The 20,790-nt window shown below is 68.4% G+C and carries 17 protein-coding genes and 1 pseudogene; 9 read left to right on the top strand and 9 right to left on the bottom strand.

Translation table 11 applies throughout. The annotated features are described in order from the left end of the window. The first annotated feature begins 97 nt into the window (after positions 1 to 97). The 3 genes from pdhA to PV734_RS11035 all read left to right on the top strand — a co-directional run bounded on the left by pdhA (position 98) and on the right by PV734_RS11035 (position 3,940). Positions 98 to 1,417: a pyruvate dehydrogenase (acetyl-transferring) E1 component subunit alpha gene (pdhA, locus tag PV734_RS11045; RefSeq protein WP_319097685.1), complete on the top strand. Its 1,320-nt coding sequence runs from the start codon at positions 98 to 100 to the stop codon at positions 1,415 to 1,417. Positions 1,418 to 1,479: 62 nt separating this feature from the next. Beyond that, the gene (locus tag PV734_RS11040; RefSeq protein WP_319097785.1) at positions 1,480 to 2,445 is read left to right on the top strand and encodes an alpha-ketoacid dehydrogenase subunit beta; all 966 of its coding nucleotides are present in this window, start codon (positions 1,480 to 1,482) and stop codon (positions 2,443 to 2,445) included. A 10-nt stretch (positions 2,446 to 2,455) separates the two neighbouring features. Then, complete coding sequence (locus PV734_RS11035; protein ID WP_319097684.1) at positions 2,456 to 3,940, top strand: dihydrolipoamide acetyltransferase family protein; 1,485 nt, start codon at positions 2,456 to 2,458, stop codon at positions 3,938 to 3,940. A gap of 83 nt (positions 3,941 to 4,023) precedes the next feature. On the opposite strand, the gene PV734_RS11030 is transcribed toward PV734_RS11035, so the two are convergent. Next, positions 4,024 to 4,929 (bottom strand): D-alanyl-D-alanine carboxypeptidase family protein, encoded by a 906-nt coding sequence (locus PV734_RS11030; protein WP_319097784.1) that lies wholly within the window; start codon positions 4,927 to 4,929, stop codon positions 4,024 to 4,026. Between the two features lie 311 nt (positions 4,930 to 5,240). On the opposite strand from PV734_RS11030, the gene PV734_RS11025 reads away from it, so the two are divergent. Both PV734_RS11025 and PV734_RS11020 read left to right on the top strand, forming a co-directional pair. Next, positions 5,241 to 5,903 carry a GntR family transcriptional regulator gene (locus PV734_RS11025; protein ID WP_319097683.1) on the top strand — a complete coding sequence of 221 codons (663 nt, stop codon included), beginning with the start codon at positions 5,241 to 5,243 and terminating at the stop codon, positions 5,901 to 5,903. Continuing rightward, positions 5,900 to 7,231 (top strand): MFS transporter, encoded by a 1,332-nt coding sequence (locus PV734_RS11020; RefSeq protein WP_319097682.1) that lies wholly within the window; start codon positions 5,900 to 5,902, stop codon positions 7,229 to 7,231. Before PV734_RS11025 ends, PV734_RS11020 begins: the two co-directional genes overlap by 4 nt. Before the next feature lie 284 nt (positions 7,232 to 7,515). On the opposite strand, the gene PV734_RS11015 is transcribed toward PV734_RS11020, so the two are convergent. Continuing rightward, positions 7,516 to 8,340, bottom strand: coding sequence for a maleylpyruvate isomerase family mycothiol-dependent enzyme (locus PV734_RS11015; protein ID WP_319097681.1), 825 nt, complete (start codon positions 8,338 to 8,340; stop codon positions 7,516 to 7,518). A gap of 217 nt (positions 8,341 to 8,557) precedes the next feature. On the opposite strand from PV734_RS11015, the gene PV734_RS11010 reads away from it, so the two are divergent. Beyond that, the gene (locus PV734_RS11010; RefSeq protein ID WP_319097680.1) at positions 8,558 to 9,355 is read left to right on the top strand and encodes a carbon-nitrogen family hydrolase; all 798 of its coding nucleotides are present in this window, start codon (positions 8,558 to 8,560) and stop codon (positions 9,353 to 9,355) included. 112 nt (positions 9,356 to 9,467) lie between these two features. Here PV734_RS11010 and PV734_RS11005 read toward each other — a convergent pair whose 3' ends face one another. The 5 genes from PV734_RS11005 to PV734_RS10985 all read right to left on the bottom strand — a co-directional run bounded on the left by PV734_RS11005 (position 9,468) and on the right by PV734_RS10985 (position 14,855). Further along, the gene (locus PV734_RS11005) at positions 9,468 to 9,962 is read right to left on the bottom strand and encodes an LURP-one-related/scramblase family protein (RefSeq protein WP_319097679.1); all 495 of its coding nucleotides are present in this window, start codon (positions 9,960 to 9,962) and stop codon (positions 9,468 to 9,470) included. Positions 9,963 to 10,089: 127 nt separating this feature from the next. Next, a complete protein-coding gene (locus PV734_RS11000) occupies positions 10,090 to 10,308 on the bottom strand; it encodes a DUF6458 family protein (RefSeq protein ID WP_319097676.1) in 219 nt (72 codons plus the stop codon). A gap of 98 nt (positions 10,309 to 10,406) precedes the next feature. After that, positions 10,407 to 11,705, bottom strand: a complete 1,299-nt coding sequence (locus PV734_RS10995) for a M18 family aminopeptidase (RefSeq protein ID WP_319097675.1) — start codon at positions 11,703 to 11,705, stop codon at positions 10,407 to 10,409. Positions 11,706 to 11,983: 278 nt separating this feature from the next. After that, on the bottom strand, positions 11,984 to 13,810 hold the full coding sequence (locus PV734_RS10990) for an acyl-CoA dehydrogenase (RefSeq protein WP_319097783.1): 1,827 nt from the start codon (positions 13,808 to 13,810) through the stop codon (positions 11,984 to 11,986). A gap of 163 nt (positions 13,811 to 13,973) precedes the next feature. Then, a complete protein-coding gene (locus PV734_RS10985) occupies positions 13,974 to 14,855 on the bottom strand; it encodes an intradiol ring-cleavage dioxygenase (RefSeq protein ID WP_415924189.1) in 882 nt (293 codons plus the stop codon). Positions 14,856 to 15,035: 180 nt separating this feature from the next. Here PV734_RS10985 and PV734_RS10980 point away from each other — a divergent pair, with 180 nt between their 5' ends. The 3 genes from PV734_RS10980 to PV734_RS10970 all read left to right on the top strand — a co-directional run bounded on the left by PV734_RS10980 (position 15,036) and on the right by PV734_RS10970 (position 19,026). Further along, positions 15,036 to 15,500, top strand: coding sequence for an SseB family protein (locus PV734_RS10980; RefSeq protein ID WP_235476750.1), 465 nt, complete (start codon positions 15,036 to 15,038; stop codon positions 15,498 to 15,500). 227 nt (positions 15,501 to 15,727) lie between these two features. After that, positions 15,728 to 17,890 (top strand): Ig-like domain repeat protein, encoded by a 2,163-nt coding sequence (locus tag PV734_RS10975; RefSeq protein ID WP_319289369.1) that lies wholly within the window; start codon positions 15,728 to 15,730, stop codon positions 17,888 to 17,890. A 164-nt stretch (positions 17,891 to 18,054) separates the two neighbouring features. Continuing rightward, positions 18,055 to 19,026, top strand: a complete 972-nt coding sequence (locus PV734_RS10970; RefSeq protein ID WP_319097673.1) for a pirin family protein — start codon at positions 18,055 to 18,057, stop codon at positions 19,024 to 19,026. A 559-nt stretch (positions 19,027 to 19,585) separates the two neighbouring features. On the opposite strand, the gene PV734_RS10965 is transcribed toward PV734_RS10970, so the two are convergent. Then, positions 19,586 to 19,930, bottom strand: coding sequence for a hypothetical protein (locus PV734_RS10965; protein ID WP_319289368.1), 345 nt, complete (start codon positions 19,928 to 19,930; stop codon positions 19,586 to 19,588). A 71-nt stretch (positions 19,931 to 20,001) separates the two neighbouring features. Then, positions 20,002 to 20,790, bottom strand: a pseudogene (locus PV734_RS10960) (hypothetical protein); the annotation flags it as partial.

Here is a 20,790-nt window from a genome sequence, read left to right as displayed (position 1 = left end):
CCGGCCGAGTGGCACCCACCCCGTGCACGGGTATCGGGAACAGGTGACCGCACTGGTTACCCGGCAACCCCGGGGCCGGACCGACGGAGGAGTACACGTGACCGTGGAGAGCACTGCCGCGCGCAAACCGCGACGCAGCGCCGGAAGCAAGACCGGTACCACCCGCACCACCGCGCAGAGCGCCGACACGCCGGCCGTCGACGCACAAGCCACGGCCGCGCCGCCCGCCACTGTCACCGCGACGAAGGCCACGGCCGCGAAGCGCGCCCCCAGCAAGCGCGCCGCCGCCAGGAAGCCGGTCGGGGGACCCGCCGAGAAGTCGGCCGGGACGGGCGCCGATCCGGATCTCGTCCAACTGCTCACCCCCGAGGGCAGGCGCGTCAGGAACGCCGCCTACGACCCGTACGTCGCCGCTCTCACCCCCGACGACCTGCGCGGCCTGTACCGGGACATGGTGCTGACCCGTCGCTTCGACGCCGAGGCCACCGCCCTCCAGCGGCAGGGCGAGCTGGGCCTGTGGGCCTCGCTGCTCGGCCAGGAGGCCGCCCAGATCGGCTCCGGCCGTGCCACCCGGCCCGACGACTACGTCTTCCCGACCTACCGTGAGCACGGTGTGGCCTGGTGCCGGGACATCGACCCGACCAACCTGCTGGGCATGTTCCGCGGGGTGAACCACGGCGGCTGGGACCCCAACACCAACAACTTCCACCTCTACACGATCGTCATCGGCTCGCAGACCCTGCACGCCACCGGCTACGCGATGGGCGTGGCCAAGGACGGCGCCGACTCCGCGGTCATCGCGTACTTCGGGGACGGCGCCTCCAGCCAGGGCGACGTCGCCGAGTCCTTCACCTTCGCCTCGGTCTACAACGCCCCTGTGGTGTTCTTCTGCCAGAACAACCAGTGGGCCATCTCCGAGCCGACCGAGCGCCAGACCCGCGTCCCGCTCTACCAGCGCGCGCAGGGCTACGGCTTCCCGGGCGTGCGGGTGGACGGCAACGACGTGCTGGCCGTCCTCGCGGTGACGAAGTGGGCCCTGGAGCGGGCCCGCAGCGGCGAGGGCCCGACGCTGGTCGAGGCGTACACGTACCGCATGGGCGCCCACACGACCTCCGACGACCCGACCCGCTACCGCCACGACGACGAGCGGGCAGCCTGGGAGGTGAAGGACCCGATCGCGCGGCTGCGCACGTACCTGGAGGCCTCAAACCACGCGGAAGAGGGATTCTTCGCGGAACTGGAGGCCGAGAGCGAGTCGTTGGGCAGGCGAGTACGCGAAGTGGTCCGTGCGATGCCCGACCCGGATCCCTTCGCGATGTTCGAGCACACCTACGCCGACGGGCACGCGCTCGTGGACGAGGAGCGGGCCGAGTTCGCCGCCTACCAGGCGTCGTTCGCAGATGTGGAGGGGGCATGAGCATGGCGGCAGAGACAGTGGCTTCGACGAACGCGGCCCCGAAGACCGTGACGTCCAAGAGCATGGCCCTGGCGAAGGCGATCAACGAATCGCTGCGCAAGGCCCTGGAGTCGGACCCCAAGGTCCTGATCATGGGGGAGGACGTCGGCAAGCTCGGCGGAGTCTTCCGGGTCACCGACGGTCTGCAGAAGGACTTCGGCGAGGACCGGGTCATCGACACCCCGCTCGCCGAGTCGGGCATCGTCGGCACGGCCATCGGCCTCGCCCTGCGCGGCTACCGCCCCGTGGTCGAGATCCAGTTCGACGGCTTCGTCTTCCCGGCGTACGACCAGATCGTCACCCAGCTCGCGAAGATGCACGCGCGCGCGTTGGGCAAGATCAAGCTCCCGATCGTCATCCGCATCCCGTACGGCGGCGGCATCGGCGCGGTCGAGCACCACTCGGAGTCCCCGGAGGCGCTCTTCGCGCACGTGGCGGGCCTCAAGGTGGTTTCCCCGGCCAATGCCTCGGACGCGTACTGGATGATGCAGCAGGCCATCCAGAGCAACGACCCGGTGATCTTCTTCGAGCCGAAGCGGCGCTACTGGGACAAGGCCGAGGTCGATGTCGAAGCCATCCCCGGCCCGCTCCACAAGGCCAAGGTGGTCCGCGAGGGCACCGATCTCACCCTCGCGGCCTACGGGCCGATGGTGAAGCTGTGCCTGGAGGTCGCGAACGCGGCGGCCGAGGAGGGCCGGTCCCTGGAGGTCCTCGACCTCCGGTCGGTCTCCCCGCTCGACTTCGACACCGTCCAGGCGTCGGTCGAGAAGACCCGCCGTCTGGTCGTGGTGCACGAGGCACCGGTGTTCTTCGGTTCGGGTGCGGAGATCGCGGCCCGGATCACCGAACGCTGCTTCTACCACCTGGAGGCACCGGTGCTCAGGGTCGGCGGCTATCACGCCCCGTACCCGCCGGCGCGCCTGGAGGAGGAGTACCTACCGAGCCTGGACCGGGTGCTCGACGCCGTCGACCGCTCGCTGGCGTACTGAGGAGAGGGACGTGACGACGATGACTGACGCGTCCGTTCGCGAGTTCAAGATGCCCGACGTGGGCGAGGGACTCACCGAGGCCGAGATCCTCAAGTGGTATGTCCAGCCGGGTGACACCGTCACCGACGGCCAGGTGGTGTGCGAGGTCGAGACGGCCAAGGCGGCCGTCGAACTGCCCATCCCGTACGACGGGGTCGTGCGCTCACTCCACTTCCCCGAGGGCACGACGGTCGACGTGGGTACGTCGATCATCGCGGTGGACGTGACGGGCGGGGCCGGGGCAGCGGTGGAGGCCGAGGCTCCCGTTCCGGCCGAGGCGCCCAGGGAAGCGCCCGAGGAGGCGAAACCGCCGGCCCGCCAGCCGGTCCTCGTCGGCTACGGCGTGGCCGTCTCCTCGACCAAGCGTCGCCCCCGCAAGGGCGCCGACGTTCCGGCGCGGGAGGTCGCGGCGGCGGTCCAGCAGGAGCTGAACGGCCACAGCGGGCAGGTGGGGACGAACAACGGCCACGGCACCCTCACCGGAGCCCTCACCGGCACTGGCGCGGGCCTGCCCGGTCAGGCGCTCCTGGCCGCTGTGACGGCCCGTCCGCTCGCGAAGCCACCGGTGCGCAAGCTCGCCAAGGATCTCGGCGTCGACCTGACGACGGTGACCCCGTCGGGCCCCGACGGCGTCATCACACGCGAGGACGTGCACGCGGCGGTGGCGGCGTTTGCCCCGACGGCCCCCGAGCCGGTGCGCACGGCGCCGGTCGTCCCTGCGGCCCCGGCGGCCACGTACGACGGTGCCCGGGAGACGCGCGTCCCGGTCAGGGGCGTACGGAAGGCGACCGCGGCGGCGATGGTCGGCTCGGCGTTCACGGCGCCGCATGTCACGGAGTTCGTGACGGTGGACGTGACGCGCACCCTGAAACTGGTCGAGGAGCTCAAGGGGGCCCCCGACTCGTACGGGTTGGCGGGTCTGCGGGTGAACCCGCTGCTCCTGATCGCCAAGGCCCTGCTGGTGGCGATCAAGCGCCACCCGGACATCAACGCGTCCTGGGACGAGGCGAACCAGGAGATCGTGCTCAAGCACTACGTCAACCTGGGCATCGCGGCGGCCACTCCGCGCGGTCTGATCGTCCCGAACATCAAGGACGCCCACGACAAGACGCTCCCGCAACTGGCGGAGGCGCTCGGCGAGTTGGTGTCCACGGCCCGGGACGGCAAAACCTCTCCCGGCGCGATGCAGGGCGGCACGGTGACGATCACGAACGTCGGTGTCTTCGGCGTCGACACCGGCACGCCGATTCTGCCTCCCGGGGAGGCCGCGATCCTGGCGGTCGGCTCGATCAAGCCGCAACCGTGGGTCCACAAGGGCAAGGTGAAGCCCCGTCAGGTGACGACCCTGGCCCTCTCCTTCGACCACCGGCTGGTGGACGGGGAGTTGGGGTCCAAGGTGCTGGCGGACGTGGCGGCGATCCTGGAGCAGCCGAAGAAGCTCATCACCTGGGCGTGAGCCAGGAAGAACGAGACAAGAAGAAGGGGCCTGCCGCGCTCAGCGCGACAGGCCCCTTCTCACACTTGATCAGCGGCTGGACATCAGCCGAGGCGCGCGAAGCCGTAGTTCATCAGCTTCTTCGCGTCCGCCGTGCGGTTGGCGACCGACGTGGAGGCGAGGACCGTACCGATGACCGTCTTGCCGTTGCGGGTGGCCGCGAAGACCAGGCAGTACTTGGCCTGCGGGCCGGAGCCGGTCTTGATACCGATGGTGCCCGCGTAGCCGGACAGCAGCGGCTTGTTGGTGTTCTCCCAGCTCATCCAGCGGGTGCCGCCGTTCGAGGTGGTGACCTTCTCCTTGAAGTTCTGCGTCTTCACTATCGTGCGGAAGGCGCCGCTCTTCATGGTGTTGCTGGCGAGCTTCGTCAGGTCCTTCGGCGTCGAGTAGTTCGCGCCGTTGCCGATGCCGTCGAAGCTGTCGAACTTGGTGTTCGTCATGCCGAGGCTCCGGGCCGTGCTGTTCATCTTGGCGATGAACGACTTCACCCGGGCGGCACGCGTGGTGCCGGTGCCGAACTTGTCGGCGAGCGCGTACGCGGCGTCGCAGCCCGACGGCAGCATCAGCCCGTAGAGCAGCTGGCGGACGGTGACCTTGTCGCCGACGATCAGGCCGGCCGAGGAGGCGGTGTTGGCGACGATGTAGTCGCTGTACGCCTTCTGGATCGTGACCTTGGTGTTGAGGTTCAGGTTCGCCGTCGCCAGCACGACCTTCGCCGTCATGATCTTCGTGGTGGAACCGGTGGAGAGCTTGGTGTCGGCGGCCTTGCTGTACAGGCTCGCGCCGTTGGCGTTGTTCATCAGATAGCCGCCCTTGGCGACGATCGTCGGAACGGCGGGAGCTGCCTGAGCGGGCGCCGCGGTGAGCGCTCCGGTCGCGAGCACGGCGCCGGTGGTGACCACCACGGCTACTGCTCTACGAAAACGGATGCCCTGGATGCCGGTTATCAACTTCAATACCCCGATTACGTCTGGATCGTCCGAATGTCCCTGGAGAGCGGCCGAGTTGGCCGAAAGGGCGGAACGCCGCTCTCGTGTGACTCGTAACTAGCACAGTTGGTTGTGCGCGTGCTGAGGCGGGTTCCCCGATTTTCCCTTTCCGAGAGACGTCGTACAGCTGTGCGTGGTTCCCGCGTCCCTTCCCGAGATTGAACTGTTGCCCGCACGACGACGTCACGCCCCGGACGGGGATCGGTTCACGAGGTCGGTCCATATGGCGGACGGGTGCCCTCATGCGTACGTGATGTATCTAAGCTGTCGGCATGAGCAGCCTGGCCGTGCAGCACGTGAAGCAACCCCCCGCCGCCGAGCGCGTCTACGCACATGTCAAAGAGGGTGTCCTGGACCGCCGTTACGAGGGCGGGACGCTGCTCACCGAAGGCGAGCTCGCCGAGGCCGTGGGAGTGTCGCGCACGCCCGTGCGCGAGGCGTTGCTGCGGCTGGAGGCCGAGGGGCTGATCAGGCTCTACCCGAAGAAGGGCGCGCTGGTCCTGCCGGTCTCCGCGCAGGAGATCGCGGACGTCGTCGAGACCCGGCAGCTGGTCGAGGAGCACTCCATCCGCAAGGCGGTACCCGCCTCGCCGCAGCTCCTCGCCCGGCTCACCGAACTGCTCGACCGCCAGCGCGAGCAGGCCGCCGCCGGTGACCTCGCGGGCGCCGCCGTGACCGACCGGTGCTTCCACGCCGAGATCGTCCGCAGCGGGGGCAACGAGATCCTCTCCCGGCTCTACGACCAACTGCGCGACCGGCAGCTGAGGATGGGCGTCGCCGTCATGCACGCCCACCCCGACCGCATCACCAAGACGCTCAGCGAGCACCAGGAGATCCTCGACGCGCTGCGCTCGGACGATCCGGAGGCGGCGGTCGCGATCGTGCACCGGCACGTCAACTGGTTCTCCAACCTGGCCCGGGGCGACGTCCGATGAGCCCCAGGCCCGTCGTCGGCGCCGGTTCCGGCGCGCTGCCCGGTGATCCTCCCGGTGGCCGTCGCGCCGTGCTCGTCTGGTCCGTCGGCGTCTCCGTGTACTTCGTCGCCGTCATCTTCCGTACGTCACTGGGGGTGGCCGGGCTCGACGCCGCCGACCGCTTCCACGTGGGCGCCTCCGCCCTGTCGACCTTCTCGATCCTCCAGCTCCTCGTCTACGCGGGCATGCAGATACCGGTCGGACTCCTCGTCGACCGGCTCGGCACGAGGAAGGTGCTGGCCATCGGGGCGGTGCTGTTCACGGCAGGGCAGCTGGGCTTCGCGTTCTCCCCCTCGTACGGCACGGCCCTCGCCTCCCGCGCGCTGCTCGGGTGCGGTGACGCGATGACGTTCATCAGCGTGCTGCGGCTCGGGTCCCGGTGGTTCCCCGCCCGGCGCGGTCCGATGATCGCGCAGCTGGCGGGACTGGCCGGGATGGCGGGCAACCTCGTCTCGACGCTCGTCATCGCGCGGCTGCTGCACGGCGTCGGGTGGACGGCGGCGTTCGCGGGCAGTGCGGTCGCGGGCCTGGTGGTCCTCGTGCTGATGCTGCTGTTCCTCAGGGACCATCCGGAGGGGCACGAGCCGGAGCCGTTCCCGCATCAGGGGGCCGCGTACGTCCGCAGGCAGATCGTCGCCTCGTGGCGCGAGCCGGGGACGCGGCTCGGCCTGTGGGTGCACTTCACCACGCAGTTCCCGGCGATGGTGTTCCTGCTGCTGTGGGGCCTGCCGTTCCTCGTCGAGGCGCAGGGGCTGTCGCGCGCGACGGCCGGGGAGCTGCTGACCCTGGTCGTGCTGTCGAACATGATGCTCGGCCTGGTGTACGGGCAGATCGTCGCCCGGCACCACACGGCGCGGCTGCCGCTGGCGCTGGGCACGGTGGGCGTCACGGCGGTGACGTGGGCGGTGGCACTCGGCTACCCGGCGCTGTCCGGCGCCGGCCACGACCCGATGTGGCTGCTCGTGGTGCTGTGCGCGGTGCTGGGTGCCTGTGGGCCCGCCTCGATGCTCGGCTTCGACTTCGCCCGGCCGGCCAATCCGCCCGAGCGTCAGGGCACGGCGTCCGGGATCACCAACATGGGCGGGTTCGTCGCCTCGATGACGACACTGTTCGCGGTCGGTGTGCTGCTCGACATGACCGGGGACAACTACACGGCCGCGTTCTCGTTCGTGTTCCTGCTGCAGGGGGTCGGCGTCAGCCAGATCCTGCGGCTGCGGAAGCGGGCGGCGCTGCGGGAGCGGGAGCGGGTGGTTGCGAGCCGGGTGTCGACAGTGCACGTTCCGGTGTAGGTGCGGGGTGTTGGTGCGGGCGTCTCTGGGGGCTGCCGCCCCCAGGCCCCCGCTTCGGCCCTGAAGGGGCCTCGTCCTCAGACGCCGGACGGGCTGGATACTGCCGACCCGGGCTGGGAAATCCTCAGGGCGTCACCGCGTAGGCGCGGGGTGTTGGTGCGGGCGCCTCTGGGGGCTGCCGCCCCCAGGCCCCGCCTGCCGCCTCCAGGCCCCGCTGTCGGCCCTGAAGGGGCCTCGTCCTCAAGCGCCGGACGGGCTGAGAGCGCCGGCCGGTCTGGAAAATGTCAGGGCGTCACCGCGAAGTGGTGCAGGATCGCTGCCGCGAGGCCCGGGTCGCCCTCCGCCTTGATGCGGTCGGACGCGGCCTCCGGGGTCACGCGGCCGCAGGCCAGGCGGAAGTAGGTCTCCCAGTCGAGGGAGAAGGACGCGGCGGGGCCGAGGGCCGGGGAGGTTTCCAGGGTGCCGCGGCCGTTGATGTCGACGCGGATCGTGCGCAGGAACTCGATGGGACCGTGCACGTCGAAGACGATCGCCGAACTGCGCGGCGCCCCCGCGTCCTTGGCGACGACCTTCGGCAGCCTGGAGAGCAGTACGTCCCGCGTGATGTGCGCGCCGGGAGAGTCGAGGTTGCCCGGCCGGCCGAGGGCGGTACGCAGGTCCTGTTCGTGCACCCACACGTCGAAGGCCCGGATGCGCATGGCGTCCTCAAGGGCGGTCTCCCGGCCGTGCAGGCCACGGATGATCGCCCTCGGTTCCCGTGTCTCGTTGCGCAGCTGGCGGTTGCGGCGGATGACCGTGTACTCCAGCTCGGACGTCATCTCGGGGGCCGTGTGGTGCCGCCGTACGTCGACCTGCATCTCCGTGTAGCGCTGCTGCTCGTTGGTGACGTGGTAGAGGTCGCGCGGGAGGGTGTGGATGGGGCGCGGGTCGCCGAGCATCTCGCACTCCATGCCGATGACATGGGAGACCACGTCACGGACCGACCAGCCCGGGCATGGGGTCCGGCGGTTCCACTCGCCCTCCACGAGCGGTGACACCAGCTCGGATATCGCGTCGATGGAGTGGGTCCAGGCGTCGGCGTAGGGCTGGAGAGTGGGATGCAGACTCACGGAACGGGACCCCTCGGGCGGTCGGTACGCGGGCAGTGGTGACGGCGGATGACGGCGGGTGTCGACGGCGTTGTCGGCGGTACGAAGGCGCGGGCGGGACAACTGTCAGCGGGTGTCTTGGAACGTTAAGTTACGCTGCTGTGAGGCACCCCGGCAGTGCTTTCGTGTGACGATCGTAGGCCCGTGTGAACGGCTCGAATGTCAGGACGGTGGTAGTGTGCGCGCCTCGCTCATCCAGATCGGTGTAGAAGAGGGCGAATCGGTCGAATCGCGTAGAACGCGTGTGGCCTCGCTGGTGCGGGACGAGTCCGGTGCCGACCTCGTCGTGCTGCCCGAGCTGTGGACGACCGGGGCTTTCGCGTACGAGCGGTTCGCGACGGAGGCCGAGCCGCTGGACGGCCCGACGTACGAGGCGATGGCCAAGGCGGCGAGCGACGCGGGCGTGTGGCTGCACGCGGGCTCGATCCCGGAACGCGACCCCGAGGGCCCGCTGTACAACACCTCCCTGGTCTTCTCCCCCGCCGGTGAACTGGCCGCCGTCTACCGCAAGATCCATCGCTTCGGCTTCGACAAGGGCGAGGCCGTGCTGATGGGGGCGGGCGAGGAACTGGCCACCGTCCGTCTCCCCGAGACGACCGTCGGCCTCGCCACCTGCTACGACCTCCGTTTCCCCGAACTCTTCCGCGGCCTTGTCGACGAGGGTGCGGAGACCGTCGTCATCTCGGCGGGCTGGCCGGAACGCCGACGCGCCCACTGGACGCTCCTTGCTCAGGCGCGGGCGGTCGAGAACCAGGCGTACGTCCTTGCCTGTGGAACGGCCGGTACCCATGCGGGAGTTCCGCAGGCCGGTCACTCGATCGTGGTCGATCCATGGGGCGATGTGCTGGCGGAGGCCGGCGGGGACGAGGAGATCCTGCGGGTCGAGTTCGACCCCGCGAAGGTGGGCGAGACGCGGGAGCAGTTCCCCGCGCTGAAGGACCGGGTGCTGGGGCTCGCGGTCCCGCGTCGCCCCTGACGCGGGCGCCGGAGCGGCGGCGGGTCGTGCGAACTCCCCCGACCCGCCCTCGATCCTCGGGCCGTCCGTCAATCGGGCCGGCCTCGGGTCGTTCCTGCGCGGGCGTCCGTACTCAGTCGTCCGCCCGCTCCTTCTCCGCCAGGTGGATCACGCAGACCGCCACCGCGATCAGGAGCGCCGGATCCGCGTCCTCCCGTACGACATCGATCCCGTAGGTCTCGCGGACGTGCAGCCAGCGGCGGGAGATCTGGGCGAGGAGTTCGCCGTCGTAGTCTACGGCGAACTCCCGGTCGAGGATCTTCCCGCTGACGTCCAGTTCGGTGCCGTCCACCAGCGTCACCCGGTAGTGGTTGCGCAGCAGGGACAGGCGTTTGCGTCTGATCGTCGCCAGCGGGTCGCCGTCCCGTTCGATCACCATGGTGTCCCGCAGGGCGAACATCTTCTGGTGGATGTCGATCAGCACCCGCCCCTGCGTGTCCTTCAGCTCGAAGGTGTCCCGCAGCCGCATCGCCTTGCCGTCGACCAGGTACACCTTGTCGCCGTGCTGGTTCTCGATCCAGTAGTCGTCGCCGAAGCCGAGCAGCCGGTCGCGCACGAGGAATCTCATGAACTCACCGTTTCCCGGCCACCGGTGCGAAAACGCCACCTGTAGCCCGACAGGCCGAAGTCTTCCGTCATCAGGGCGGCTGCCCGCCCAGGAGACGACCCCGACCCGTCGCTACGGTCAACGACCGTCAGTCGTGGTACCGGTCCTCGTCGATCACGGTCGTCGAGGGCGGTATCAGCACCCGTCGGCGACGGGCGACGCTGCGGAACGCGAGGGCGCCGATCAGCCCGACGATCATCAGGATGACGCCGACCAGGTCGAGGTTGACCCCCTCCATCTCCCAGTCGGTCGCGAAGGTGAGGATGGCTCCCACGGCGATGAGGATGATGCATCCGCCGAGGCTCATGAGTGTTGCCTCCCTGTCGGGTCCGGTCGTTCCGGAGGTTCCGGGGGTTCCGGAGTGTCCGAGTGCCCGGAGCCGGGGCAGGTATGCGTACTCAGGCCCTAGCCTTCCAGGAAGGCGACCAGGGCGTTGGCGAGCAGGTGCGGGTCGTCGGCTCCGCACAACTCCCTTGCGCTGTGCATCGACAGGATCGCCACCCCGATGTCGACCGTCTTGATGCCGTGCCTCGCGGCGGTGATCGGACCGATCGTCGTACCGCAGGGCATGGAGTTGTTGGAGACGAAGTTCTGGAACGGGACGCCGGCCTTGTCGCAGGTGGCGGCCCAGACCGCGCGGCCCGAACCGTCCGTGGCGTAGCGGTTGTTGACGTTGACCTTGAGGATGGGGCCGCCGTTGACGCGCGGGTGGTGCGTCGGGTCGTGCCGCTCCGCGTAGTTGGGGTGGACGGCGTGGCCGGTGTCGGAGGAGAGACAGACGGTGCCCGCGAACGCCCTCGCCCGGTCCTCGTACGTCCCTCCGCGCGCGAACACCGAACGCTCCAGCACGCTGCCGAGGAGCGGGCCGTCCGCGCCGGTGTCGCTCTGCGAGCCGTTCTCCTCGTGGTCGAAGGCCGCGAGGACCGGGATGTACGGGAGTTCGTCGGAGGTCGCGGCCACGGAGGCCAGGGCCGCCGCAGCGGCGTGTACGGACAGGAGGTTGTCCATCCGCGGCCCCGCGACCAACTCCCGGTCGCGGCCCAGGTAGGCGGGCGGTTCGACGGAGTGGGCCATCAGGTCCCAGCCGGTGACCTCGCCCGGCGCGAGCCCGCACTCCTCTTCGACGAAGGCGATCAGGTCGCCCTCGCGGACGTCGTCCGACATGCCCCAGATCGGCTGCAGATGGCGCTGCTTGTCGAGCTTGAGACCATCGGTGTTCACGGCACGGTCGAGGTGGATGGCGAGCTGGGGGACTCGCAGCAGGGGCCGGTCGACGTCCACCAGGCGCGTGGTGCCGTCCCGCAGGGTGAGCCGGCCGGCCAGACCGAGGTCGCGGTCGAGCCAGGAGTTGAGCAGCGGTCCGCCGTAGATCTCCACGGCGACCTGACGCCAGCCGTGTCCACCGAGGTCGGGCATCGGCTTGACGCGCAGGTTGGGGGAGTCGGTGTGGGCGCCGACGATCCGGAAGGGGGTGTGCGGCGCTGCGCCCTCGGGGACGTACCAGGCCACGATCGCGCCGCCGCGCAGCACGTACTTGCCGCCGCTGGTCCCGTCCCAGGCGTCCGTCTCGGCGACCTGGCGGAAACCCGCCTTCTCCAGCCGCTGGGCGGTGTTCGCCACGGCGTGGTACGGCGACGGACTTGCCGCCAGGAAGGACATCAAGTCGTCGGTGTGGCCGCGGTCGAAGCGGTGGGGTGCGCTCATGGGGTTCACCTTAACGACGTAACAGCGCCTGCTCCCGGGGATGGTGAGCGGGCTCTCGTAACGGGGATGTGAAGGCCGGACAACTGGCTCGGGAGTCAGTTTCCGGACACCGGGCGGACCGTGGGGGTGTGTCCTGGTTCAGCAGTACGGCGGCCCGCCCCGGAAGGTGATCCGGGTGCGGGCCGCCGTACTTGGCCTGCTGTGTGCCTGGTGCGCCGTATGCGGGGGAGCTGTGTGCGGGAGCTGTCCGCGCGGGAACCGCCCGCGCGGGAGTGCGCTCAGAAAGCCGCTTCGTCCAGCTCCATCACGTCGAGGTCGACGCCGGCCGCGAGCTTGCGGGCGCCGGTGACACCGGGGAGGACGTTGGCCGCGAAGAACTTCGCCGCCGCGATCTTGCCCGTGTAGAAGGGGACGTCCTTCGCCGACGCCGTCGGCAGCTTCTCGGCGGCCACGGCGGCGCCCTTGAGGAGCAGGTAGCCGACGACGACGTCACCCGAGGCCATCAGCAGGCGGGTGGTGTTGAGGCCCACCTTGTAGATGTTCCTGACGTCCTGCTCGGTCGCCGCGAGGTCCGTCAGCATCAGGCCGACGATCGCCTCCAGCTCGACGGCCGCCTTGGCGAGCTGCTCGCGCGCCACCGCCAGTTCCTCGCCGCCGGTGCCCGGTGCGAGGAACTTCTTGATGTCCTCGGCAAGGGAGTTGAGGGCCGCGCCCTGGTTGCGGACGATCTTCCGGAAGAAGTAGTCCTGGCCCTGGATCGCCGTCGTGCCCTCGTACAGGGTGTCGATCTTGGCGTCGCGGATGTACTGCTCGATCGGGTACTCCTGCAGGAACCCGGAGCCGCCGAAGGTCTGCAGCGACTGGGCGAGCTGCTCGTAGCCCTTCTCGGAGCCGTAGCCCTTCACGATCGGGAGGAGGAGGTCGTTGAGCGCCTCCAGCGCGGCGGTGTCCTCGCCCGCCGCCTCCTTGACCTGGATCTCGTCCTGGACGGAGGCCGTGTAGAGCACCAGGGCGCGCATGCCCTCGGCGTACGCCTTCTGCGTGATCAGCGAGCGGCGGACGTCCGGGTGGTGCGTGATGGTGACCTTGGGCGCCGTCTTGTCCATGAAGTTGGCCAGATCCGGACCCTGGACGCGCTCCTTGGCGTACTCCAGGGCGTTGAGGTAGCCGGTCGAGAGGGTGGAGATCGCCTTCGTGCCGACCATCATGCGGGCGAACTCGATGATCCGGAACATCTGGCGGATGCCGTCGTGCTTGTCGCCGATCAGCCAGCCCTTGGCCGGGTGCCGGTCGCCGAAGGTCATCTCGCAGGTGTTGGAGGCCTTGAGGCCCATCTTGTGCTCGACGTTCGTCGCGTACACGCCGTTGCGCTCGCCGAGCTCGCCGGTCTCGAAGTCGAAGAGGAACTTCGGTACGAGGAAGAGGGAGAGGCCCTTGGTGCCGGGGCCGTGGCCCTCCGGGCGCGCGAGGACGTAGTGGAGGATGTTCTCCTCCATGTCGTGCTCACCGGAGGTGATGAACCGCTTCACGCCCTCGATGTGCCAGGAGCCGTCGTCCTGCTGGACCGCCTTCGTACGGCCGGCGCCGACGTCCGAGCCGGCGTCCGGCTCGGTGAGGACCATGGTGGAGCCCCAGGTCCTGTCGACCGCGATCTGGGCGATCTTCTTCTGTACGTCGTTGCCCTCGTCGAAGAGGATGCCGGCGAACGCCGGGCCGGAGGCGTACATCCACACGGCCGGGTTCGCGCCGAGCAGCAGCTCCGCGTAGGACCAGATCAGGGAACGCGGCGCGGTGGTGCCGCCGATCTCCTCGGGCAGGCCGAGGCGCCAGTACTCCGACTCCATGAAGGCCTTGTAGCTCTTCTTGAAGGACGCCGGGACGGGCGCGGTGTTCGTCGCGGGGTCGAAGACCGGCGGAGTGCGGTCGCCGTCCGTGAAGGACTCGGCCAGCTCGTTCTCCGCGAGGCGGGTCATCTCCTCGAGGATGCTCTTGGCGGTGTCCGTGTCCATCTCCGCGAACGGACCCGTGCCGTACAGCTTGTCGCGCCCGAGGACCTCGAAGAGGTTGAACTCGATGTCGCGGAGATTCGACTTGTAGTGCCCCATGGCGACGGCTCCGTAGAGAGATCGGCGAGGCACCTGCTCCTCGCGCCTAATTCGCGTACCGACTAGTAACTGACTTCCCTCGATGATGCTACCCGTCGGTAATAAGGCGCAACCCCAATCGGTCATGTGTGACGGGGAACGCGCCAAAGCTTGGGCAAATGGTCTAGACCGGGATGGTGAGGGTGGCCGTGTAGCCCTTGCTCACGCTGCCTTCCACGGTCGCCAGCTGCTGGTCGTGGCCGTCGCGGAAGACCATGTCGGTCTCCAGGGTGAGCCGGCCGAGGTTCTCCACGCTGCCGCTGTACCCGTCCGTCGCGTACACCGTGTCGCAGACGTCCTTCGGGATCGCCAGCTGCGAGGTGTTCGTGATGGAGGTGGCCGAGGTGGCGTCCGTCAGGCTGCCGTAGACCTCGAAGTGGATGTGCGGCCAACGGCCCGGGTAGCAGCCCGGGAAGACGCTGGTGAAGGTGACCTGGCCCTTGTCGTCCGTCTCCTGCACGCCCCGCAGGTAGTTCTCGTCGGTGACTCCCTCCGTATAGAGGGAGTAGCCGCCCGCGCGGTCGCACTGCCAGACGTAGACGGCGGCGTTCTTCTTCGGCGTACCGCAGCCGGAGGCCGCGTCGACGACCGTGAGCGTGACGGTGAGCGGCACACCTTCGGCGGTACCACCGGCCGAGTCGCCGAAACTGGACCTGATGTCGCTGCGGACGACACCGCTCTCCTTGAGCACGTTCACCCCGTTCGAACCGTCGCCCGGGTAGGGGCCGGCGGTCTCGTCCGGGATGGTCGCGCACTCGGCGGACGAGGAGGAGGACGAAGGAGAGGAGGCGGAGGCCGCGGACGAGGAGGGTGAGCCGTCGTCGTCGGCGGAGCAGCCCACCAGGGGAACCAGGCCCGCGCCGGCCAGCAGCCGGATCATCCGGCGGCGGGCGAGGACGGGAAGGTCGCGCGCGAGCCCTCCGTGGTCGTCGTGGCCGTGATCGCCGCCATGAGCCCCGTGGTTCCCGTCGTCCCCGTAACGTTGGCCGGTCGTCTGTCCGTTCATGGCCGTGTCCCCTTGCTGGTGCCTGCCGGTGATTACCCGGGCTTTGCCTTTGGTCGACGGTATGCGCCCGCTGCGGGAAACCGGCCCGAATCCGTGAACTTTCAATAGGATGTCGCCATAACGCCCGGGGAGACTGGCTCCCCGGCCCGGGGCGGCCATGCTCTCGGTACTCTTGCGCCCATGTACGGCTATGACCAGAACGCTGGAGCGCAGCAGCAGTACGCCCAGCCGCAGCAGCAGATGCCGGGCGGGTACGGCCAGCAGCCGCCGCTGTATCCCGAGCCGTCCCCGCCGTCCCTCGCGGACGCGGTGCGCGCCTTCACGACGGGCTCGATGTCGGCGGAGGACTTCCAGCAGGTCTTCGCCACGTCGAAGGTGTACTGCCCGCGCGGCGACAACCCCGGGTTCCTGGCGCTGCACAACACCCAGCAGCCGGTGATCCCGATGTTCACCTCCCTGAAGGAGCTGCGCCGGTACGCCGGCAAGGAGTCGAAGTACTTCGTGATCACGGGCGCGGAGGTCATCGACCTGCTGCCCACCGGGTACGGCTTCGTCGTCGACATGGAGGGCGAGCACCGCATGGTGTTCGACGCGAAGGCGGTCGAGCAGATGGTGGAGTTCGCGATGCGCAGGATGTACGGCTGAGGGGCGCTCCCTCGGCTCCGGTAACTCCCCGGCGCCTCCGCATTACTTCCGCATTACTTTCACAGGCGGCGAAAATCCCTCCGCGATTGTCACAGGCATGCCATAGGGTTCCTTCTGGCAGCCGCGCCCCACTGGCCACCGCTTCCGGCGGTCGTGCCTGGGTGTCGCGCGGCGCTCTCAGCTCCCGGTGATTCCGGGTTCCTTGTGGGGGGTTCACTACTGTGCGTATGCGCAGCACTTCGGCCGCGACGGCGCTCGCGGTTCTCTTCAGTTCGGTGGCGCTGAGCGTCGCTGTCACCGGCCAGGCCTCGGCCGCCGTGGCCACCGTGCAGGCGCCCGGGGGCATGGCCGTGGACGGGACCCTGAAGCGGGTCTTCGTCGGCGACAGCGGCAACGGCCGCGTCGTGGCGGCGAATTACGCGGGCACCGTCCTCGACAGCGTCGGCGGCTTCGGCTCGGTCGCCGACCTGGCACTGTCCGACGACGGCCGCACCCTGTACGCGTCCCTGCCCGCGCGGCACCAGATCGTGGTGCTCGACGCGGCCACCCTCGACATCAAGGCCCGCTACGCGGTTGCCACCGGCTCCGGCCCGCGCTACCTCGCCTTCACCAGTGGCAAGCTCTGGTTCAGCTACGGCGACCAGTGGGACGGCAACCTGGGCTCGGTCGACCCGCACTGGACCGGGACCCCGGACCCGCTTCCGGAGACGTCGCCGAGCCCGACCCCGACGTCCGTCCCGACGTCAGAGCCCCCTTCCGCGGAGCCGACGGCCCCGCCGTCCGAGCCGCCGACCTCGCCCGCGCCGGACCCGTCCGACGACCCGAGCACCGACCCGAGCACCGACCCCGAGCCCGAGCCCTCGGTGGACTCCCCCGCGCCCGACGCGCCCTCCGTCGCCGCCCTGGCGGCCGGGGACAGCCCGGTGTCGATGGGGCAGCTCCCCGCGGGCCACAGCCTGTGGAACCCGGCACTGCTCGATGCCAGTACGGCCGCGCCGGGTCTGCTGGCCCTGGGTGAGACGGGTTCGTCCTCGTCGACGGTCGGGGTCGTGGACGTGTCCGGAGCGGCGCCTTCGATGGTCGCCTGGAACAGCAACAGCTACGAGCTGAACAACGGCATCCACGACCTCGACCTCGTCCCCGGAGCCCCCGAGGTGCTGGCCGACGGCACGGACCGGGACGCCTACGCGAACGGCACGCTCAAGAAGGTGGGCGCCTATCCGGGCGGCCAGAGTGCCGACATCGCCCCTGACGGGCTGGTGGCCCAGGTCAACGGCGCCGGTACCAAGGTGGCCGTCTACCGGCCGAACGCCACCAGGCCGCTGCGTACGTACACGACCAGCACCTACGACACCGCCGACCTGGCCTGGGCCCCGGACTCCTCCCGGGTCTTCGCCCTGGCCGGAGCCAGCGGCGGCTACACCCTCAAGGTGCTCACCGACCCGACGCGGAACGTCCCCACTCTGACGGTGAACGCGCCGTCGAACGCCACCCGCGCCAAGAAGCTCACGGTCTCCGGGAAGCTCTCGGCGACGGTCGCGCTGCCGGCCGGCGTCAAGCTGAGCGTCACCCGCACCGACCTGGAGACCCCGAACGGCAGGGCGCTGCCGTCGGTCACGGTGAAGGCGAACGGCACGTACTCCTTCACGAACACCCCGCCGGTCGGCGGCACGGTCACCTACAAGGTGTCGTACGCCGGTGACGCCACGCACGCGCCGGTCACCGTCTCCGACCGGGTCGCGGTCTCCCGTGCCGCGTCGACGCTGACGCTTAACAACAACAAGAAGGTCTACGACTACGGCACCGACGTCAGGTTCACCGCGCACCTGGGCCGGACGTACAAGAACCGCACGGTCGAGATCTGGGTCGACCCGCACGGCAGCGACAGGCCGAAGAAGCTGGTCAAGAACGCCAAGGTCAACTCCGCCGGAAACCTCAGCGTGGTCGTCGACATGACCCGCGACACGAACGTCACCGCGGTCTACCGGGGCGACGCCCGCTTCGCGCCGAAGACGGTCAAGGTCACGTCGAACGCGCGGGTGCGGATCTCCACGGCCGTGTCCCGGCACTACAAGACGGCCAAGATCGGCTCGACGTCGTACTACTGGTTCCACAAGAACACCAACCCGGTGCTGACCACCGCGATGTCCTACTACCCGGGTCGTCAGCAGCGGTTCGACTTCCAGGTGTACTTCGAGGGCACGTGGTACTCCGGTGACTCCGAGTACTTCTCGCTCGCCACGAACGGCAAGTCGGCGGTGGAGCTCCTGGCGCCCGGTGAGTCGGGCATCCGAGCCCGGGTGCGGTCGTCCTACGTCGACGGCGCCTCCGGCGACAACGTGAACTCGACGACGATCGGGCCCTGGAAGTACCTGTACTTCAGCAACTAGCAGTAATGGTAAGTAACGTGCGGTAGCGAGTTGTGACCAGCAGTCACTCGGCCGACCTCTGGTCGGGTGGGAAGGTCCGGAGGGAATGCCCTCCGGGCCTTCTCTGTTGGGGGTAGCAGGAAGTTCAATAATCAACTAAACTGGCCGCACAAGGAGGTCCCGACATGCCTGCAGTGACCGTCGAGAACCCGCTGACCCTGCCCCGTGTGGCCGCTCCGGCCGAAGCCGTGGCACGTCCCGTGCTCACCGTGACGACCGCGCCGAGCGGTTTCGAGGGCGAGGGATTCCCGGTGCGCCGGGCGTTCGCCGGAATCGCGTACAAGCACCTCGACCCGTTCATCATGATGGACCAGATGGGTGAGGTGGACTATCAGCCTGGGGAGCCGAAAGGGACCCCTTGGCATCCGCACCGGGGCTTCGAGACCGTCACCTACATCATTGACGGCATTTTCGACCACCAGGACAGCCAGGGCGGTGGCGGCACCATCACCAATGGGGACACCCAGTGGATGACGGCCGGTTCGGGCCTTCTCCACATCGAGGCGCCGCCGGAGTCGCTGGTCATGTCCGGCGGTCTCTTCCACGGCCTCCAGTTGTGGGTGAACCTGCCGGCCAAGGACAAGATGATGGCCCCGCGTTACCAGGACATCCGCGGCGGGCATGTACAACTCCTGTCGACCCCGGACGGCGGCGCGCTCCTGCGCGTCATCGCGGGCGAGCTGGACGGGCACGCCGGCCCTGGCATCACCCACACCCCCATCACCATGGTCCACGCGACGCTTGCGCCGGGTGCGGAACTCACTCTTCCGTGGCGCGAGGACTTCAACGGTCTCGCATATGTCCTCGCGGGCAAGGGCGCGGTCGGTGCGGAGCGCCGCCCGATCCATCTGGGGCAGACGGCGGTCTTCGGCGCGGGCTCCTCACTGACAGTCCGCGCGGACGAGAAGCAGGGCTCGAACACGCCTGACCTGGAGGTCGTGCTGCTGGGCGGGCAGCCGATCCGTGAGCCGATGGCGCACTATGGCCCGTTCGTCATGAACACCAAAGACGAGCTTCAGCAGGCGTTCGAGGACTTCCAGAAGGGGCGTCTGGGCACGATTCCGGCGGTGCACGGGATGTCCGAGGACGGAATGTAGGGCCCTCCGGGGCTGGAACAGCCGACGGTTCAACGGCCCATTGCTGAGCCCAGACAGGACCGCCGTGCACAAGGGCTCAGTCTTGGACCGCATTCTTCGTCTCCTAGTAGTGGGCCAGGTCGGTGACCTGTAGGGATCTTTCCTGCGGGGCGTTGACCTGGCCTTTTGGTGACTGGTGGCGATGGGGTGCGACGGTCTTGAGCGGGTGTCTTGCGGACTGTGTGCGGACTGGCTGGAGGTCATGGAGGAGCTTCGGGCCTTGCGGGCGGCGGTGGGCTGATGCTCCCCATTGTTCGAAGAACGTGGGCCACCACGGCCCTGTCGGTGGGCACCCTTTACGGGCAAGGGTCTCGGCCCATGGTCACCACACTCGTGGATGGAGCGTTACGGCGCGGAACGCGCGGTCTCTTGCTGGTCGAGGTCCCGCCAGGGTTGTACGGCCGAAGGGCGTCTCGGCTGATCCGTGCGTTGGCGAGGAACACGACCAGCGCGGAGAACGCGCCGCCAATCTGGTTGAAAGTATCAGCGGTTATTTCCACGAGAAGAGCACGATGGAAGGTCAGCCTCGCTGGATTACTTCCTCTTTCTGGGGGTCGTAGGTCAAGAGGCCCTTGTTCTGCGCCATGGCGATGAGGAGGGTGGAAACTTCATCTTTCCGAGACCAAGAGATAGCGACCAGTACACATTCTCCAGTGCAGTAGACTGGGGAAGACCATGGAGATTCCTCTGCGTTCTCTTCCGACAGATCTGGATAATCCTGCAAGGTATCGAGATAGAATTCTGCAACCCCTGGATGCTCCGTTACGATTCCAGACTCTCCATCCGCCATGGCAGCGTACTTTTGGTATGCCACCTCCGCATTGATTGCTTTTTCTTCGTACCAGAATGCCAAGTCGTAGCTCATTTTTTATCTCTCTGTGAAGCAGCGTGGACGCCGTGTAGGTTCGGCGTCCACGCTACTGTCGGCTCGGCAGACTAACCGGCTAGGCCCTCGCGCGACGTCATGCTACCGGGTGGGATCCAAGAATCGAAGACTCCTTCAAGCTTTATTCCGTCCTTGGTGGTAACCGTATTTCCGGGCAGGTTCAGCCAGTCGTCGAATTTCTTCTGATCCGGGTTACGTCTCGCGCTTGCTCCCTTGGTTTCGATCCCGTACCAGTGCCCGTTGAATCCGACCAGCCCGTCATACTTGCGAACTTTGAACCCGGGTGCTTTGACCGCAACTTCCCTGCGGATGACCGTCGCACCGTCCAGCATCAAGTTCTCCCAGGTCGTCAGCTCGTCATTCGAACCATCACGACCCTCTTCACCGTCACGTGGGGCGTATTTCCCTTTGGCGTCTCTGGGGGCAATGCCGCCCGATTCGAGGATCGATGTCTCGGACTCGTATGCCTGTCTTCTCCATCCAGTGAGTCCCCCGACACCGGTGACGGCGAGTTGCTGGACGAGTTCGTCCGCTGCGTCGGCGTACATGTCCGCCAGTGCGTCACAACCCTGCTGGCGGAGCAGGGCCTCGGCCCGGTAGAGCCGGTACGCCGGGCGAACGGGCAGGTACTTGTCGACGAAGGCCCCTGCGCCGCCGTTTTGTCCGGTGACGGCGTCCTGAGCATCGCCGAGGAACTCGAAGGGCGCCTTCACGCCCTGCAGGAAGCCGTTGCCGAAGATCTTCAGACCTTCGCCGAGGCTGTCGACCTTGCCGTTGCCGTTGTCGCCCGGTACAGGTGTCCGGCCGCTCGGGTCGGTGTACAGAGTGGGTGTGTTGTT

Origin of the sequence: Streptomyces sp. AK08-02, from assembly GCF_033795085.1 — a bacterium.
Taxonomy (GTDB): domain Bacteria; phylum Actinomycetota; class Actinomycetes; order Streptomycetales; family Streptomycetaceae; genus Streptomyces; species Streptomyces echiniscabiei.
Note: the sequence above shows the minus strand (reverse complement) of the source record. Positions and strands in the feature narration are given on the sequence as shown.